Raw genomic sequence first — 16,081 nt, forward strand, 5'->3', positions numbered from 1 at the left:
GTCCAGATCAGCGGTATGTGAGGTGTGACATCGCCACCGATTTCGTCAGGTTCTATGAGCAGGCCAGCCGGCACTTCTGCGACCTCGCCGCACAGATCGGCACCGACCAGTGGAGCGCCCCGACGCCGTGCTCCGAGTGGGACGTACGCGCGCTGGTCGATCACGTGGTCCGTGGCAACCTCGCGGTGGCCCCGGTGCTCGACGGCCTCCCCCTGGCCGAACTCGGCAGGCTCGACATCGCCCGACCGGACTTCGACGTGCTGGCCGACGATCCGCTCACGGTGGTACGCCACTCGGTCGACGTCGCCGTCGAGGCGTTCTCCCGCCCCGGGGTGCTCGACACCGTCGTCCACCATCCGGCCGGCGACATGCGGGGCTGGCGGCTGGCCGGCCTGTGCTTCAACGACAACCTGGTGCACAGCTGGGATCTGGCCCAGGCGATCGGCCTCGACGCGACCCTCGATCCGGTGTTGGTCGAAGCCGCCCACGCGTATCTCGCGCCGGTGGCGGGCTCCCTGCCGGCGAGATACTTCGCGGCGATGCCGGATGTCGGGCCCACCACGGACCGCCAGACCGAGTTGCTCGCCCTGCTGGGCCGCGACGCGTCGGCGTGGAACCAGGCGCGGTAGCCGCCTGACGATACGACGACGCCGGTTCCCGCCGGTAGGACTTGATATGCAAGTGCAGACTTGCCTATTGTGGGACGGGTGGCGGTTCTCTACCGGGCACTCGCAGACCCGACCCGGCGGCGGATCATGGACGAGCTCGCCCGCAAGGGCGGGATGAGCCTGTTCGAAATCTGCACCCGCCTGCTCACCGAACACGGCACCACCTCCACCCGGCAGGCGATCTCGCAGCACCTGGCCGTGCTGGAGGAGGCCGGACTCGTCCGCTCCGAACGGGTCGGTCGCACCAAACTCCACTACCTCGACACCCGGCCGCTGCGCTCGATCATCGAGCGGTGGCCACTCAGCGATGAGGAGAAGACATGAAAGCCCGCATCTACGTGACCAGCGTCTTCGTCGACGATCAGGCCAAGGCGCTCGCCTTCTACACCGACAAGCTCGGCTTCGTCCCCAAGACCGACTTCCCGGTCGGGGAACACCGGTGGCTCACCGTGGTCGGTGCCGACGCCCCGGACGGCGTCGAACTGCTGCTGGAGCCCGACGAGAACCCGGCCGCCCAGGCGTACAAGCAGTCGCTCGCCGAGCAGGGAATCCCGGCGGCATCGTTCGCCGTGGACGACGTCGAGGAGGCCTACCGGGTGCTGCAGGCCGACGGGGTCACCTTCATCCAGACCCCCACGCCGATGGGCCCGTTCGTCGGCGCGGTACTCGACGACACCTGCGGCAACCTCATCCAACTGGTCAGCCCAGCCTGACCCCTGATCTCGACGCGATGAGGTAGCCAGGTTCTGGTTCGGTCCGACCACTACTGAGCCGGTCGACACCGCATCGGCGGGACGTAGATCTCCGGGATTTCATCCATGATCCGCCGTACAGTCTCGGCAACGTCCGATGTTGTCGTGTCGATGCCGATGTAGCGGTAGTCGGCATCGAGAGCCTCGCGGATGGTCCGATCTTCCGGGATCAGATCGACCCGGTCACGCCATCGCTGTGTCGTCCGCTTCGCCCGGGTGAGCCGGCGCTGGTCGCGTACGGCTCGGTCGACCAGCAACTCGACCAGGAACACCGCCGTCTGAGGCGGCAGGAGTTGCTGGAACGCCCGATAGTCGTCGTAGTCGCGCAGGAAGCTGCCGGTGAGGACATTGACATAGCCGGCAGCCCAGAAGTTTGTCACCAGAGCTGCGATGTTGCGGCGGAGCAGATCGAAGAACCCGTCGTCCATCGGGCACGGGTTGGTCTGCCCGATGTCCTCGGCGTCGACCCGCGTGCCGTCAGTCGTGCAGGGGAGCAGCGCACGCAGGATCGTCGACTTTCCGGCGCCCTCCTCGCCGGTGACGAGGACGATGTTGTTGACCGCCGTGTCAGCCGGATCCGCTGATCGCTGCATGGCAGGCAGGGACGTCATCGGCGTACGTGGTCGGGAAGTGGTTCGCGGCGGGCCAGCCACCGCGCCGGAATTCCGCCGGGTCCGGAGCCGGTGTACGCGGCCACGACGCCGCCGACGATCGCCGCGGTCGTGTCGACGTCACCGCCGGCCTCGACGCAGGCGTGGATCGCCGCCGGGTAGTCGTCGAGCCGGGTCGCGGCGACCCACAGCGCGAACGGAACGGTGTCGAAGGCCAGCACCTGCGACCCGTTGCCCAACTCGTACGCCGCCTCGGCGACGCTGACCCCCAGCAACCGTCTGGCCCGGACGATCCCTGCCCGCAGTCGGCCGTCGATCAGGTGGGCCAGCACCACGTCGAGCAGCTCGGCCGGTTCGGGCCGGGACCGGTTCAGTCGGGACCAGCCGGCTTCGGCCGCCGCGACGGCGACCGCCACCGCGCCCATGATGGCTTCCGGGTGGGCGTGGGTGACCTCCGCCGACCGCCAGGCCTGCAAAGCGGCGGTACGGTTGTCGCCGGCGTGGAACGCGCCGAGCGGGGCGACCCGCATCGCCGCGCCGTTGCCCATCGATCCCTGGCCGTCGAACGCCGCGCCGGCCGCGTCCCGCCAGGCGACGCCCTGGCGTACCTGGCGCAGCAGGACCACCGCGCCGGCACCATAGCCACGGTACGGCTCGAAGTGCTCGGCGAACCGGGCCGCCAGACGGTCCTGGTCGATGCCGTCGTGCTCCCGCAGCTCGGCGACGATCGAGCAGGCCATCTCGGTGTCGTCGGTCCAGGGCCACGGCCCGGCCGGTGGGTCCCCGTCGAGCAACGCGGCAAGGCTGGTGCCGGGGACGAAGAACTGGGCGCCGAGGGCATCACCGACGGAAAGCCCGTCCAGACTGTCGGAGCAGAGGTCGAGCGACGTCATGTTGACGCAGACTCTGCCAGTTGCGGCGGCGGCCCGGTAGCCCTGGCTGTCATCCTGCGCCCGTGGCGGCACGTCGACAGTCAACCCAGGTTCCTTTCCCGTACGGCGATGAGCAGCCGGTCGACGGCGGCCCGGTCGGGTTGTTCCGGCAGTGCGGTGCGTGCCGCCGCGTTGTCGAGCTCGGCCAGCAGGTCCGCCGCCCAGCGGGTGACCGCCGCCCACGGCAGCTCGCCGCGCCGGAGGGCGAGCAGCCGGTCCCGCAACGGTCCCACGTCGACCAGGACCTGCCCCGTGCGCAGTACGTGCGCGCCGGCGGTCAGCAGCCGGATCATGTGCATGGTCTGCTTGTGGTTGGTCTCGCCGGTGCGTTCGCGGCGGGCCGTCACCCGGTCGAGCTGGTCGCGGGCGTAGCCGCCGTACGTCTGGGCCAGCCGGGTCGACAGGAACGCCTGCCGGGTGGCCAGCAACTCCTCGCCATCCTCGCGCAACGTCTCGACCAGCGGGGACCAGAGCACCTCCAGGACGGTCGGGTTGCCCTGCAGCGCCAGGGTGCAGAACCGTTCGAACTCCCAGGAGAACTGCTCCGGTGCCGGCCCGTCGAGATGGGTGGGCGGCTTGTCCAGCTGCCAGAACGCCCGGGTCGCCGCGCAGCCGACGACCCGGCCAACGAGGACAGCAGCGACGGTGAACAGCTCCGGCGAGGTGACCGCGTTCGCCCAGGCGGCACGGCGTTCGGCGTACTGTGGCTCGCCATGATCACTTGACGCTCTGCTGGGCGACACGCCGACATTCTCCCAGCAGAGCATTAAGTGATCATGGCGAGGGCTGGAGCGCTTCATCGATGTGAGGCTGAGATACCTCACGACGCGCTCGTAGCGTGTTTCAGCCTCACATCGACGCGGCACTGCTGCAGTCAGGCCGCGAGCCACTGGCCGACGGTGGATAAGTCGGCGTCGGTGAGGCCGAGATGCGGGTCGACGCGGTGCAGCAGGGCCTTGCCTGGGTGGTGCGCGGACACCCAGTGTCGGTCCAGGTCGGTGATCTCGTCGTCGAGCCAGACGAAGGCGTGTCCGGCCGCCCAGCTGGTGAGGAACGGCGTCTTCCAGTGCATGCCGCGCGGGGGCTCGTCGTCGGAGTCCGGCCATGCAACGACCGGCAGTTCCGGCAGGCCGAGCAGTGGTGCGACGACCTCGTTCGCCTCGTCAATCCAGGTGGTCGCCCAGACGAGTTGGCAATCGAGTGCCAGCAGCCGGCGGCCGTCCTCCGGATCGACCCGCGCCAGCAGCGGATTGCCGATCGAGTCAAGATGAGCCGCACGGTGGGGCGAAGGTGACCGGCTGGTCGCGCGAGCGGCGAGGGGAATCAGCACTCCGTCGACGTCGAGGAAGACGTACGGGCGGTCGGCGGGCACGGGTGTCGTAGCGGAAGGCGGACCGGTCGGGTCAGCAGCCGGACACTGTGGTGAGGAACGCCGTCCATGCGCCGGTGGGGAAGAGGAGCGTCGGGCCGTGCGGGTCCTTGGAGTCGCGTACGCCGATCGAACCGCCGGCCAGCGTGGCCACCTCGACGCAGTTCGAGCCGCTGGCGCTGCTGCGGCTGCTTTTGCGCCAGTGAGCGCGGGACATGTCTGGTGCGGTCATCCCGCGTCTCCTCTGGCCGGTCGGGTCAGTCGGGAAGCTCCTCTGCCGCCCGAGCCAGGGACCTGCCGGACTCGTCCGGGTCCATGGCCTTGGCGCGGAGGTGGTCGAACATGAGCTTACATCGCGCCACGTGGGCATCCTCCTCCAGCAACAGGGTGTTCGCATCGTTCTCGATGTAGACGATGGATGGGTCGAGGATCGGGTCGGCGTAGCCGAGGATGGTGAACGGGCCGGCCATGGCGGCGTGCGCGCCTGCCCCGAACGGCACGATCTGCAGCTCGATCGACGGCTGGGCGCAGGCAGCAATGAGCCGGGTGAGCTGGGTGCGCATCACCTTCGGACCACCGACGACCCGGCGGATCGCCGCCTCGTCGAGGACGATCCAGAGTCTCGGCGGCATGTCCCGCGACAGCAGCGACTTGCGGGCGAGCCGGGCGGCGACCCGCCGGTCGATCTCGTCCGCGTCGGCGGTGCTGCGGCCGGCGTGGATGATGGCGCGGGCGTACTCCTCGGTCTGCAACAGTCCCGGCACGTACAGACTCTCGAATGCGCTGATCGCGGTGGCCTCCGCCTCGAAGCCGACGTAGTCGTCGGGCAGTACGTCGCCGTACGCGCTCCACCAGCCCTTCTGCCGGGCCTGCTTGGCGAGCGCGGTCAACGACTCGCGGTCCTCATCGGACGCCTCGTAGAGGGCCAGCATTTGCTCGGTGTCCTTGAGCGTTATCCGTGAGTGGCCGTGTTCGAGCCGGATGACCTTGGTGCGGTGCCAGCCCAAGCGGCGGGCGACCTCCTCGGCCGTCAGACCGGCCGAGTCACGGAGCCGACGTAGCTCCCGGCGTAACCGGCGAGCGCGGATCGTCGGGCTCGGAACCTGTGCCACGAGAACACCTCCGGGTGCATCCGGGTCTGGCAGCGGCGATGTGAGTTCGATCGAAGTATGTACTACAGATCTCTCTAACGGAAGTTCGTTGCGACGTTGTATTTTTGTGTACGTGGATGCATGCTGAGGGCAGGATGACGACGTCGCCACTGCCCTGGAGGTGTCCGTGACCGACAACCGTTCAGCACGCTGGACCGACCCGACCCTCGATCCGACGCAGCGAAACCGGGACCTGTTCGCCGTACTCGATCGGGCTGACCTGTCCGAACCGGCGCGGGCCGCCGTCGCGCACGCCCTCGGCACCGGGGTCGGCCCGGCCGGGCACGCCGAAGCGCTGGTCAACCGCTACCTCAACGAGCGTGAGCGTCGCCGCCCGGCGGCGCGGGTCAACGGTGGCGGCGACGGTCCGGGTGGGATCGGCAACCTGCCGGACTGGCTGCGGTACGACCGGCGCGGTCGGTACACGCTGCACCTGACGTTTGCCGCCGTCGACTTCGACACCGCTCGGGAGCAGGCCGTCGCGTACGCCGAAGGGCTCACCATCCTGTGCCCGGAGTTAGGTGAGCACGCGCCGCTGCTGTCCCGGGCGGAGGCGTGGGACTTCAACGAGCCGCTGTTCTGCGGCGTACGTGGTCCGGACGGTGAGGTGTGTGCGGAGGTCCGCCACCACCCGGGGTTCCACCGGGCGGCTGGGCTGGGCGGGTTGTGCTGGGGCGACGGCGACGGCACCGGCGACGCTGACGGCACACTGACGTGACCGGCACCCCGGTCACGCCGCCGTACCCGAGGGTCGCGCCGTGCCGGCACTGCGGCCGGCCGGTGCTGCGCGACAACGACGGCAGGTGGATCCACGCCGACCTGGCGTACGTCTGCCGCGACCGCTGGGGCGGGATCACCGCTACCACCGCCGCACCCGAACCGCCCGCCTGGTACACCGAACAGCACCCTCCCCAGGTGATCCCCTGAGTGGCTACTGGTAGGGGTCGCGGCCCGGCCCGCGTACGGCTGCGGTCGCGGCCTGGGCGATCTCGGCCGCCGCCCCGGCGGGCAGATAGACCCGGGAGGTCGCGTTGCCGCGCGGCGTCAGCAGGCCGGCGCGGGTCAGCGCCTGCACGTCGCGGATGGCCTGATCGCGGCTGAGGCCTTCGTCCTGTTGATACGTGGTCCGCCGTAGCTCGCCGGCGGCGGCGGCGTAGAGCGCCGAGACGACCCGTCCGGGCAGGCCCTGCTGCTCGGTGAGGCGTTCCAAATCCATCCACAGTCGAACTGTCCACTCGGAGCGCCGTTTCACCCGCTGCGCCTGCCGGTGATGCGCCGCCAGCACGAACCGCAGCCAGGGGTGGGCATCGCGATCCGGTTGGAAGCTGCCGTCCTGAGCGGACCGCAGTGCCTCGTAGTACTGGACCGTGTTGATCTGCTCGCCCAGCCACTCCTCGATCGAGGAGAACTCGGCGGCGAGTTCGCCGGTGCGGGCCAGCACCAGGGTGTGCAGGGCTCGGGCCGTACGCCCGTTGCCATCGCGCCAGGGGTGGATGCCGACGAGGTTCAGGTGGGCCATCGCCGCTCGCGCGTACGCCGGCGCGTCGAGGTCGCCGTGGCGGAGCCAGTCGACCAGTTCGCCCATCAGCCCGGGGACCCGTTCCGCGTCCGGGCCGGTGTACACGGGCTCCAGCGGGTCGGCACTGGTTACGAAGATCCCGCCGGTCCGATAACGGCCGGGCCATTTCGCCGGCTGATACTTGGTGATCATGAAGTGCAAGGCCGAGAGCAGAGTCTGCGAGTATTCGAAGAAGTCCAACTCAGGCGTCTGCTGCACGTACGTCATCGCATCGCGGTAGCCGACGACCGCCTGGCGGACCTCGTCGCTGGTCTCCGCCGACATGGGCGCCTGCTCGACAAGTGCTCGGGCGTCCGAACCGCTGATCGTGATGTGCTCGATGGTGTTCGAGCCCTGGATCGCGGCGGCGAACAGGCTCCGCCGCAGTTGACCCGCCCAGCGTGGGGTGGACCGTAGCTGCAGCCGCAGGTCGGCACGCATCTGGTCCAACTCGTGCAGCACCCGCCGGTCGGCGGCGTCGAGCTGCGGCATCGCGTAGAGCATGCCACTATGCTACAAGAGCAGTGGCATCTACGGATCAGGGTAACCAGCCGGGGCGGACCAGGCCGGCCTCGTACGCGAACACGACCAGCTGGGCGCGGTCCCGGGCACCGAGTTTGACCATCGCCCGGGACACGTGCGTCTTCGCCGTCGCCGGGCTGACCACCAGCCGGGCGGCGATCTCGTCGTTGGACAGCCCGGTGCCGACCAACGCCACCACCTCCCGCTCCCGCTCGGTCAGCTCGGTCAGCTCGGCCAACCGCCGGGGTGCGGCCGGAGCGGCGGTACGGGCGGCGAACTGCTCGATCACCCGCCGGGTCACACTCGGCGACAGCAGACCGTCGCCGGCTGCGACCACCCGTACCCCCTGGATCAGCTCGGCCGGCTGCGTGTTCTTCACCAGAAAGCCGGCCGCCCCGGCGCGCAGCGCCTCGCCGACGTACTCGTCGAGCTCGAACGTGGTCAGCACGATGATCCGTACCTCGGACAGTCGCGGGTCGGCGGCGATCTGCCGGGTGGCGGTCAACCCGTCCACCCCGGGCATCCGGATGTCCATCAGGACCACGTCCGGTCGGGTCTGCCCGGCCAGCCGGACCGCCTGCGCGCCATCGCCGGCCTCACCGACGACCTCGATGTCTCCCTCGGCGGCCAGCAGCGCCCGGAATCCGGCCCGGACCAGCACCTGATCGTCGACCAGCAGCACCCGGATCACGTCGACGTCTCCTCAGCCTGCGAGTCGGTGGGCAGCGGCAGGTGGGCCCGTACCCGCCAACCGCCGGCACCGTCCGGCGCCGGACCTGCGGTCAACTCGCCGCCCAGCGCGGCGGCCCGCTCCCGCATCCCGGTGATCCCGTTGCCAGCCGGAGCAGGAGCCACGGATGCGGCCGGCCCCGGTGCACCGGCGCCGTCGTCGTCGATCTGCAGCATCACCGCATCCTGCCGGTATCCGATGGTGACGGTGGCGGCGGCACCCGGGCCGGCGTGCCGGCGGACGTTGGTCAACGCCTCCTGCACGATCCGGTACGCGGCTCGGTCCACGGCGGCCGGCAGCGGCCGGGCCGGGCCGTCGATCACCGTCCGGGTCGGCACCGCCGCGTCGTCGGTCAACTCGCCGAGCCGGTCCAGCCCCGGCGCCGGGGCGCGCGGCGCGGCCTCGCCGCGCGGGTAGAGCGTGTCGAGCACCGCCCGGACCTCGCGCAACGCCTCCGCGCTGGACTGCGCGATCGCCTCCAACGCCGCGCGGGCCTGTTCCGGGTCGCGGTCCATCAGGTGCAGACCGACCCCGGCCCGTACGTTGATCAGCGACAGGTGGTGCCCGAGTACGTCGTGCAGCTCGGCGGCGATCAGCAGCCGTTGCTCGGTGGCCCGGCGGCGCTGCCGCTCCTCGGATAGCCGGCGCTGCTCCGCGACGCCCTCGCGGACCCGGTCGGCGACGAGGGTGCCGATCTCGGTGACCAGCCCGGCGGCGACGATCAGCACCAACGCCAGCGTCGCCTGCCGCAGCGTCGCCCCGGTGACCAGCACCCAGATGCCGTACGAGGTCACCGCCGCCACCCCGACCAGCCAGCGGTGACCGGCGGCCCGCGCCGCCGACGCGGCGATCATCGGCGCCAGCAGCGTCACCCCGGCCGGCTGGTCCAGCAGGTGGTACGCCAAGGTCGCGGCGACCACGATCAGGAAGTTGCGCCGAGGCGACCGGTGCCGGTCGGCCAAGGCCAGCCCACTGAACACCAGCAGCGCGTACCCGATGATCGAGACGTTGCCGGACTGCCAGCTGGCGGCGACCGCAGTGCCGACCGGCTGCCCGATCGCGGTCAGCACCGCCAGTCCGGGCCCGCGTCGCGACCCCGCCGGGCCGGCGTCCGCTGCCGCCGACCGCCAGTGCGGCGCGGCCGGGCCAGCGTCGGTGTCGGGCTGCGACCGGGGCATGCGCCGACTGTAGGCCGGCCGGCGGCGACGGCGGCAGCCCCGACGGCGGCAGCCCGGCGTACGCCCGGGGGAGTAGGCCGGCCACCGCGCTACCGCGCCGGGCGCAGTAGCGGTGCCGCCGCCGCGCCGACGCGCCGCCCCGGCCTTTGCCGACAAGCTGTGGACACCAGAGAATCCAGTGAGGAGAATCAGCGATGAAGGCGATGGTCCAGGACCGGTACGGCTCACCTGACGTCCTGCGGTTGCGCGACGTCGACACCCCGACCCCCGGCGACGGCGAGGTGCTGGTCCGGGTGCACGCCAGCTCGGTCAACGCGTACGACTGGCACGCGATGCGCGGCGACCCGTACCTGGCCCGGTTGTCGTTCGGGCTGCGCCGGCCCCGCACGGCCGTGCGCGGACAGGACTTCGCCGGCCGGGTCGAGGCGGTCGGCGGCGCGGTGACCCGGTTCCGCCCCGGTGACGAGGTGTACGGCGAGGCCGGCGCCGCCGGTGGCGCGTTCGCCGAGTACCTGTGCGTACCGGAGAACCTGGTCGAGACGAAGCCGGCGAACCTGGGCTTTGCGCAGGCGGCGGCGGTGCCGCTGGCCGCCACCACCGCCCTGGTCTGCCTGCGGGACGCCGCCGACCTGCGGGCCGGGCAGCACGTCCTGATCAACGGGGCGTCCGGTGGGGTCGGCACCTTCGCGGTGCAGCTGGCCAAGGCGTACGGCGCACAGGTGACGGCGGTGTGCCGGACCCGCAACGTCGAGCTGGTCAGGTCGCTCGGTGCCGACCACGTCGTCGACTACACCCGGGAGGACTTCGCCCGTACCGACGCCGTCCGGGCCGGCCGCCGCTACGACGTGCTGCTCGACCTGGTCGGCAACCGGTCGTTGGCCGATTTCCGGCGGGTGCTGACCCCGGACGGGACGCTGCTGCTGTCCGGTGGCGGCGTGTCCACCGGCGGCAGTGTGTTCGGGCCGCTGGGTCTGCTGCTGCGCGGGCCGCTGGTGGGGCGGTTCGTCAGGCAGCGCATCGTCGCGCCGTCGGCGACAGCGGGCCGTGGGCATCTGGCGGCGCTGCGGGAGCTGGTCGAGGCGGGCAAGTTGACTCCGGTCGTGGAACGGACGTTTCCGCTGAGTGAGGTGTCGGCGGCGATCCGGTACGTCGAGACCGAGCACGCCCGCGCCAAGGTGGTGGTGAGGATGTGACGGCGCAGGGGACGGCGATGATCGACGGTTCGACATATCCTCGGTGCCGGGCGGGGGTGGCGATGATGACGAGTCGGATGGGCGAGCTGCTGGCCGGGGCCGAGCGGGTTGGGCAGGTCGACGGGCTGCACGCGGTCGTGGTGGTACGCCGTGGCGAGACCCTGTGGGAGCACTACGGCACCGGCGAGGACTTCTCCTGGGAGCACTCCCTGGGGCAGGTCGACTTCGGCCCGGCGACGTTGCACGACCTGCGCTCGGTCACCAAGAGCGTGACCGCCCTGCTGTACGGCATCGCTCTCGGCGACGGGCTCGTCCCGGCCCCGGGGCAGCCGCTGCTGGGGCAGTTCCCCGAGTATCCCGACCTGGCGACCGACCCACAGCGGGCAAGGCTCACTGTCGAGCACGCGCTGACCATGTCGCTGGGGCTGGACTGGCGTGAGGACGTCCCGTACGACAGCCCGGACAACGCTGAGATCGCCATGGAGCTGGCCCCGGACCGCTACCGGTATGTTTTGGAGCGGCCGATCGTGGAGCCACCCGGCGAGCGCTGGGCCTACTGCGGCGGTGCGACCGCGCTGCTCGGCAAGCTGATCGCCGACGGCACCGGGCAGGCGTTGGAGGCGTACGGCCGGGCGAAGTTGTTCGCGCCGCTCGGCGTCGAGCAGTTCCACTGGATGGCCGGCGACGACGGGGTGGCCTCGCCCGCGTCCGGGCTGCGGCTCGCCCCGCGCGACCTGGCCCGGATCGGCGAGCTGGTGCTGGCCGGCGGGGTCTGGGCCGGCCGTCGACTGGTGCCGGCCAGCTGGATCAGCGAGATGCTCGAGCCACGTCTGCCGACCGGTTGGTCCGCTGAGTACGGCTACCACTGGTATTTGCAGGCCCTCGCCGGTCATCGAACGGCCTCGGCGATGGGCAACGGCGGCCAGCGCCTGATCGTCCTGCCCGACCTGGAGCTCGCCGTGGCGGTGACCGCCGGCAACTACGACGACCCTGAGCAGTGGCGTACCCCGGTCGCGGTGCTGGAGCAGATCATCCTGCCCGCGCTCGACGTCACCTAGCCACCCGGCACGAGCCGAACACCAGGTACCTGTCGGCGGGAAGATGAGGTATCTGGTGTTCGGCTCGTCACGGTTGGGCGCGACGCCCGTCACGGTTGGGTGCGGCGTTCGTCGATCGCCTGCCGGACATCCTGTACGATTTGCTCGCATTTGCGGAGTACGTGGTCCGCAGTGAAGCGCAACACCAGCCAGCCGGCGGCCCGCAGCGCGTTGTAGCGGTGGACATCCCGGCGGAAAGTGGCCCTACCCCGGTGATGGTCACCCTCATATTCGAGGGCGATCCGCCACTGCGGGTAGGCGAGGTCGACGCGGCCGATGAAGCGCCCCCGCGGATCCGCGACCTTGTGCTGCGGCACCGGTCGGGGCAGGCCGGCGTCGTGCAGCAGCAGCCGCAGCCGGCTCTCCATCGGCGACTCGGCCAGCGGCTCGACCAGGCCGACCAGCTCACGCAGTTGCCGGGCGCCGGGCCAGCGCGGATGGCTGTCAAGGTAGCCGGCGAGTGCCTCGGTGCGCAGCAGCCGGCGGTGCAGCAGCGCGTCGACGGCAGCGACCGCGTCCGGGCGCGGCAACGTGCGTCCCAGGTCGAAGGCGGTACGGACCTCCGTGGTCACCGGCACCGCACTGAGCAGAACGGCGTCGTCGACGGCCAGCGTCGAGTTGGTGACGGCGATGCGTGGGTGCCGCCGGATCCGACCGGTCCGGGGCAGTACGACATGAACTGGGCTGCGCCGGGGGAGCAGGTCGACTCCCCAGAGGTACGCGGCGCTCAGCCCGCAGACCGCAGCGCCGGCCGGCAGTTTCAGTGCCACCGCGTTGCACCACATCCGATGGTCGTCGGGGTCGAACGCCGCAGCGTGCACATAGACGTCGGGCAGCAGCCGACACCACGCCGGCCCGGCCAGCATCCGTTTGCTGAGCAGGCCGGCGGCGACGGCGTGGCTACCGGAGAACGGGAGGAAACTCAGCTGATTCGGGACACTGGCGACGCGGGACACCGGCGTAGCCTGCCCGGCGGCCGGCCACTGCCGCTGCCCTGACCGGCCGGACGGTCACCCATCCGACACGTTGCGTCTGCCGTCCGCGTACCTTGCCCGGCAACCACCCGTGGCGGGTTCAGCTGCCCTTCGGATGCCAGACGGTCTTGGTCTCCAGGAACGTGGTCATCCGCCGGGTGCCCGGATCGGCGGACCAGTCGACCGACCCGACGGCTGGGCGCAGCACCCGTTTGAGGTTGCCGGCGGCGGCCTGCTCCAACTCGACGGCCAACTGCGGATCGGCCACCCCGGTCAGGTCGAGCGCGTCGACGTCCAGATGCGACGCCAGCCACGGCGCCGTCTCGGTGATCCTGCCGGTCAACACGTTGACCACCCCGGCGGGCAGGTCACTGGTGGCCAGCACCTCGGCCAGGGTGACCGCCGCCAGCGGACGGGCCGGCGAGGCCAGCACCACCGCCGTGTTGCCGCTGACGATCACCGGGGCGACGACGCTGACCAGGCCGAGCAGCGACGGCTCGACCGGCGCGACGACCCCGACCACCCCGGTCGGCTCCGGTGTCGACAGGTTGAAGTACGGGCCGGCGACCGGGTTGACGCCGCCGTACACCTGGGGGAGCTTGTCGGACCAGCCGGCGTACCAGACCCAGCGGTCGATCGCCGCGTCGACCTCGCCGGCCGGCTCGCCGAGCGCGACGAACTGCTCGCGTCGGCCCTCCAGCATCTCGGCGACCCGGTAGAGGATCTGACCCCGGTTGTACGCGGTCGCGCCCGACCAGCCTTTCACCGCCGCCCGGGCGGCGACGACGGCGTCGCGGAGGTCCTTGCGCGAGGCGAGCGCCACGTTGGAGTCCTGCACCTGGTACGTCCGTCCCGACTCGCTGCGCGGGAACTTCCCGCCGATGAACAGCTTGTACGTCTTGCGTACGGCAACCCGGGTAGTGACGCCGCCACTGTCAGACATCGAGGTACGCCTCCAGCCCGTGCCGGCCGCCTTCGCGGCCGTAGCCCGACTCCTGGTAGCCGCCGAACGGCGACGTCGGGTCGAACTTGTTGAACGTGTTCGCCCACACCACCCCGGCGCGCAGCCGGTCGGCGGCCCACAGGATCCGGGAACCCTTCTCCGACCAGATGCCGGCGGACAGCCCGTACGGTGTGTTGTTGGCCTTGGCGATGGCCTCGTCCGGGGTGCGGAAGGTCAGCACGGACAGCACCGGGCCGAAGATCTCCTCGCGGGCGATCCGGTGCGCCTGGCTGACCCCGGTGAACAGGGTCGGCGCGAACCAGAAGCCCTGCTGCGGCAGGTCGCACGGCGGCGACCAGGCCTGCGCGCCCTCGTCGGTGCCGGCTGCGGCCAGGGTGCGGATCCGGTCCAGCTGGGCGGCCGAGTTGATCGCCCCGACGTCGGTGTTCTTGTCCAGCGGGTCGCCGACGCGCAGCCGGGCCATCCGCCGCTTCAACGACTCCAGTAGCGGCTCGGCGATCGACTCCTGGACCAGCAGCCGGGAACCGGCGCAGCAGACGTGGCCCTGGTTGAAGAAGATGCCGTCGACGATGCCTTCGACGGCCTGATCGATCGGGGCGTCGTCGAAGACGATGTTGGCGGCCTTGCCGCCCAGCTCCAGGGTCAGCTTCTTGCGGCTGCCGGCGACCGCGCGGGCGATCTGCCGACCGACCTCGGTGGAGCCGGTGAAGGCGATTTTGTCGACATCCGGGTGGGCGACGACGGCCTGCCCGGTGGCGCCGGCACCGGTGACGATGTTGACCACGCCCGGCGGCAGGTCGGCCTGCTGGCAGATCTCGGCGAACAGCAGCGCGGTCAGCGGGGTCGTCTCGGCCGGTTTGAGCACCACCGTGTTGCCGGCGGCCAGCGCAGGGGCGATCTTCCAGGCCAGCATCAGCAGCGGGAAGTTCCACGGGATGACCTGCCCGGCGACGCCGAGCGGGCGCGGGTCCGGGCCGAAACCGGCGTACGGCAGCTTGTCGGCCCAGCCGGCGTAGTAGAAGAAGTGCGCCGACGCCAACGGCAGGTCGACGTCGCGGGACTCGCGGATCGGTTTGCCGTTGTCCAGCGATTCCAGCACCGCCAGTTCGCGGCTGCGTTCGGCGAGCGCCCGGGCGATCCGGAACAGGTACTTGGCCCGGTCCCGGCCGGGCATCGGACCCCAGACCCGCTGGTACGCGGCCCGCGCGGCGGCCACCGCCCGGTCCACGTCACCGGGGCCGGCCTCGGCGACCTCGGCGAGGACCTCCTCGGTGGCCGGGTTGACGGTCTTGCGCGCGCCGCCGTCGGTCGGGTCGACGAACTCGCCGTCGACGAACAGACCGTACGAGTCGCGGATGGTGACGACCGAGCGGGACTCGGGTGCCGGTGCGTAGTCGAACACGCTGATCAGTCCAGGGTGACGTAGTCGGGACCGGAGTAGACCCCGGTGCGTAGCTTCGACCGCTGCATCAGCAGGTCGTTGAGCAGGGTGGAGGCGCCGAACCGGAACAGGTCGGGGGTGAGCCAGTCGTCGCCGGCGGTCTCGTTGACCAGCACCAGGTACTTGATCGCGTCCTTGGTGGTACGGATGCCGCCGGCCGGTTTGACGCCGATCCGCCGCCCGGTGACGGCGTGGAAGTCCCGGACCGCCTCCAGCATGATCAACGTGACGGGCAGCGTCGCCGCGACCGGCACCTTGCCGGTGGAGGTCTTGATGAAGTCACCGCCGGCCAGCATCGCCAGCCAGGAGGCGCGGCGCACGTTGTCGTAGGTGGCCAGCTCCCCGGTCTCCAGGATGACCTTGAGGTGGGCGTCGCCGCAGGCCTGCTTGACCGCGACGATCTCGGCGTACACCTGGTCGTAGCGGCCGGCGAGGAACGCCCCCCGGTTGATCACCATGTCGATTTCGTCGGCGCCGGCCGCGACCGCCGCCCGGGTGTCGGCCAGCTTCACCTCCAGCGGCGCCTGCCCGGACGGGAAGGCAGTGGCCACGCTGGCCAGGTGTACGCCGGAACCGGTGAGCGCCTCGGCGGCGGTCGGCACCATCGACGGGTAGACGCAGACGGCGCCGACCGGCGGGCAATCGGGGTCGGCCGGGTCGGGGCGGCGGGCCTTGGCGCACAACGCGCGTACCTTGCCGGGGGTGTCGGCGCCTTCGAGGGTGGTCAGGTCGACCATCCGGATGGCCAGGTCGATCGCCCACGCCTTGGCGGTCGTCTTGATCGAGCGGGTGCCGAGCGTCGCGGCCCGCTGCCGCGCCCCGACCTCGTCGACGCCGGGCAGCCCGTGCAGGAAGGCGCGCAGGGTCGCCGCGCTCCGCCCCACCTCGGCCAGATCGTGGCGCGCGGGTGCCGGGGTGCTCACCGCTGTCATGCCGCGAGT

Annotated in this window: 20 protein-coding genes; 7 read left to right on the top strand and 13 right to left on the bottom strand. The window is 71.1% G+C overall.

The features are described 5' to 3' along the window. Positions 1-17: 17 nt before the first annotated feature. The 3 genes from O7553_RS02490 (at position 18) to O7553_RS02500 (ending at position 1,381) form a co-directional block, all read left to right on the top strand. Positions 18-629, top strand: coding sequence for a TIGR03086 family metal-binding protein (locus tag O7553_RS02490; RefSeq protein WP_281553275.1), 612 nt, complete (start codon positions 18-20; stop codon positions 627-629). 78 nt (positions 630-707) lie between these two features. After that, a complete protein-coding gene (locus O7553_RS02495) occupies positions 708-992 on the top strand; it encodes a metalloregulator ArsR/SmtB family transcription factor (protein ID WP_281553276.1) in 285 nt (94 codons plus the stop codon). After that, on the top strand, positions 989-1,381 hold the full coding sequence (locus tag O7553_RS02500) for a VOC family protein (protein ID WP_281553277.1): 393 nt from the start codon (positions 989-991) through the stop codon (positions 1,379-1,381). The genes O7553_RS02495 and O7553_RS02500 overlap by 4 nt, the downstream gene beginning before the upstream one ends. A 50-nt stretch (positions 1,382-1,431) precedes the next feature. Here the strand turns inward: O7553_RS02500 and O7553_RS02505 are convergent, their stop codons facing one another. The 6 genes from O7553_RS02505 to O7553_RS02530 all read right to left on the bottom strand — a co-directional run bounded on the left by O7553_RS02505 (position 1,432) and on the right by O7553_RS02530 (position 5,444). Beyond that, entirely contained in the window at positions 1,432-2,013 is a 582-nt protein-coding gene (locus tag O7553_RS02505) for a hypothetical protein (RefSeq protein ID WP_281553278.1), read from the bottom strand. A 14-nt stretch (positions 2,014-2,027) separates the two neighbouring features. After that, positions 2,028-2,924 (bottom strand): ADP-ribosylglycohydrolase family protein, encoded by an 897-nt coding sequence (locus O7553_RS02510; protein ID WP_281555433.1) that lies wholly within the window; start codon positions 2,922-2,924, stop codon positions 2,028-2,030. An 80-nt stretch (positions 2,925-3,004) separates the two neighbouring features. Beyond that, positions 3,005-3,616 carry a nucleotidyltransferase domain-containing protein gene (locus O7553_RS02515; RefSeq protein WP_281555434.1) on the bottom strand — a complete coding sequence of 204 codons (612 nt, stop codon included), beginning with the start codon at positions 3,614-3,616 and terminating at the stop codon, positions 3,005-3,007. A 221-nt stretch (positions 3,617-3,837) separates the two neighbouring features. Continuing rightward, entirely contained in the window at positions 3,838-4,335 is a 498-nt protein-coding gene (locus O7553_RS02520) for an HAD domain-containing protein (protein ID WP_281553279.1), read from the bottom strand. Between the two features lie 31 nt (positions 4,336-4,366). After that, positions 4,367-4,564 carry a DUF397 domain-containing protein gene (locus O7553_RS02525; protein WP_281553280.1) on the bottom strand — a complete coding sequence of 66 codons (198 nt, stop codon included), beginning with the start codon at positions 4,562-4,564 and terminating at the stop codon, positions 4,367-4,369. 25 nt (positions 4,565-4,589) lie between these two features. Next, positions 4,590-5,444, bottom strand: coding sequence for a helix-turn-helix transcriptional regulator (locus tag O7553_RS02530; protein WP_281553281.1), 855 nt, complete (start codon positions 5,442-5,444; stop codon positions 4,590-4,592). A 166-nt stretch (positions 5,445-5,610) separates the two neighbouring features. Here O7553_RS02530 and O7553_RS02535 point away from each other — a divergent pair, with 166 nt between their 5' ends. Further along, complete coding sequence (locus O7553_RS02535; RefSeq protein WP_281553282.1) at positions 5,611-6,201, top strand: hypothetical protein; 591 nt, start codon at positions 5,611-5,613, stop codon at positions 6,199-6,201. Further along, positions 6,198-6,410 carry a hypothetical protein gene (locus O7553_RS02540; protein WP_281553283.1) on the top strand — a complete coding sequence of 71 codons (213 nt, stop codon included), beginning with the start codon at positions 6,198-6,200 and terminating at the stop codon, positions 6,408-6,410. Before O7553_RS02535 ends, O7553_RS02540 begins: the two co-directional genes overlap by 4 nt. Positions 6,411-6,414: 4 nt before the next feature. Here O7553_RS02540 and O7553_RS02545 read toward each other — a convergent pair whose 3' ends face one another. The 3 genes from O7553_RS02545 to O7553_RS02555 are packed head-to-tail and all read right to left on the bottom strand — an operon-like array spanning position 6,415 to position 9,471. Next, positions 6,415-7,545, bottom strand: a complete 1,131-nt coding sequence (locus O7553_RS02545) for a Fic family protein (RefSeq protein WP_281553284.1) — start codon at positions 7,543-7,545, stop codon at positions 6,415-6,417. A 34-nt stretch (positions 7,546-7,579) separates the two neighbouring features. After that, positions 7,580-8,254 (bottom strand): response regulator transcription factor, encoded by a 675-nt coding sequence (locus tag O7553_RS02550; protein ID WP_281553285.1) that lies wholly within the window; start codon positions 8,252-8,254, stop codon positions 7,580-7,582. After that, complete coding sequence (locus O7553_RS02555; RefSeq protein WP_281553286.1) at positions 8,251-9,471, bottom strand: sensor histidine kinase; 1,221 nt, start codon at positions 9,469-9,471, stop codon at positions 8,251-8,253. Before O7553_RS02555 ends, O7553_RS02550 begins: the two co-directional genes overlap by 4 nt. A 194-nt stretch (positions 9,472-9,665) precedes the next feature. On the opposite strand from O7553_RS02555, the gene O7553_RS02560 reads away from it, so the two are divergent. Both O7553_RS02560 and O7553_RS02565 read left to right on the top strand, forming a co-directional pair. Next, complete coding sequence (locus O7553_RS02560) at positions 9,666-10,664, top strand: NAD(P)-dependent alcohol dehydrogenase (protein WP_281553287.1); 999 nt, start codon at positions 9,666-9,668, stop codon at positions 10,662-10,664. Positions 10,665-10,729: 65 nt separating this feature from the next. Continuing rightward, positions 10,730-11,722 carry a serine hydrolase gene (locus O7553_RS02565; RefSeq protein ID WP_348650134.1) on the top strand — a complete coding sequence of 331 codons (993 nt, stop codon included), beginning with the start codon at positions 10,730-10,732 and terminating at the stop codon, positions 11,720-11,722. Between the two features lie 89 nt (positions 11,723-11,811). Here O7553_RS02565 and O7553_RS02570 read toward each other — a convergent pair whose 3' ends face one another. The 4 genes from O7553_RS02570 to deoC all read right to left on the bottom strand — a co-directional run bounded on the left by O7553_RS02570 (position 11,812) and on the right by deoC (position 16,072). Next, complete coding sequence (locus tag O7553_RS02570; protein WP_281553289.1) at positions 11,812-12,717, bottom strand: DUF559 domain-containing protein; 906 nt, start codon at positions 12,715-12,717, stop codon at positions 11,812-11,814. A gap of 118 nt (positions 12,718-12,835) precedes the next feature. Continuing rightward, positions 12,836-13,678: an aldehyde dehydrogenase family protein gene (locus tag O7553_RS02575; protein WP_281553290.1), complete on the bottom strand. Its 843-nt coding sequence runs from the start codon at positions 13,676-13,678 to the stop codon at positions 12,836-12,838. Next, entirely contained in the window at positions 13,671-15,101 is a 1,431-nt protein-coding gene (locus tag O7553_RS02580; protein WP_281553291.1) for an aldehyde dehydrogenase family protein, read from the bottom strand. The genes O7553_RS02575 and O7553_RS02580 overlap by 8 nt, the downstream gene beginning before the upstream one ends. Positions 15,102-15,106: 5 nt before the next feature. Beyond that, positions 15,107-16,072, bottom strand: coding sequence for a deoxyribose-phosphate aldolase (gene deoC / locus O7553_RS02585; RefSeq protein WP_281553292.1), 966 nt, complete (start codon positions 16,070-16,072; stop codon positions 15,107-15,109). Positions 16,073-16,081 lie beyond the last annotated feature (9 nt).

This window comes from Solwaraspora sp. WMMA2059, from assembly GCF_027497315.1.
Lineage (GTDB): Bacteria > Actinomycetota > Actinomycetes > Mycobacteriales > Micromonosporaceae > Micromonospora_E.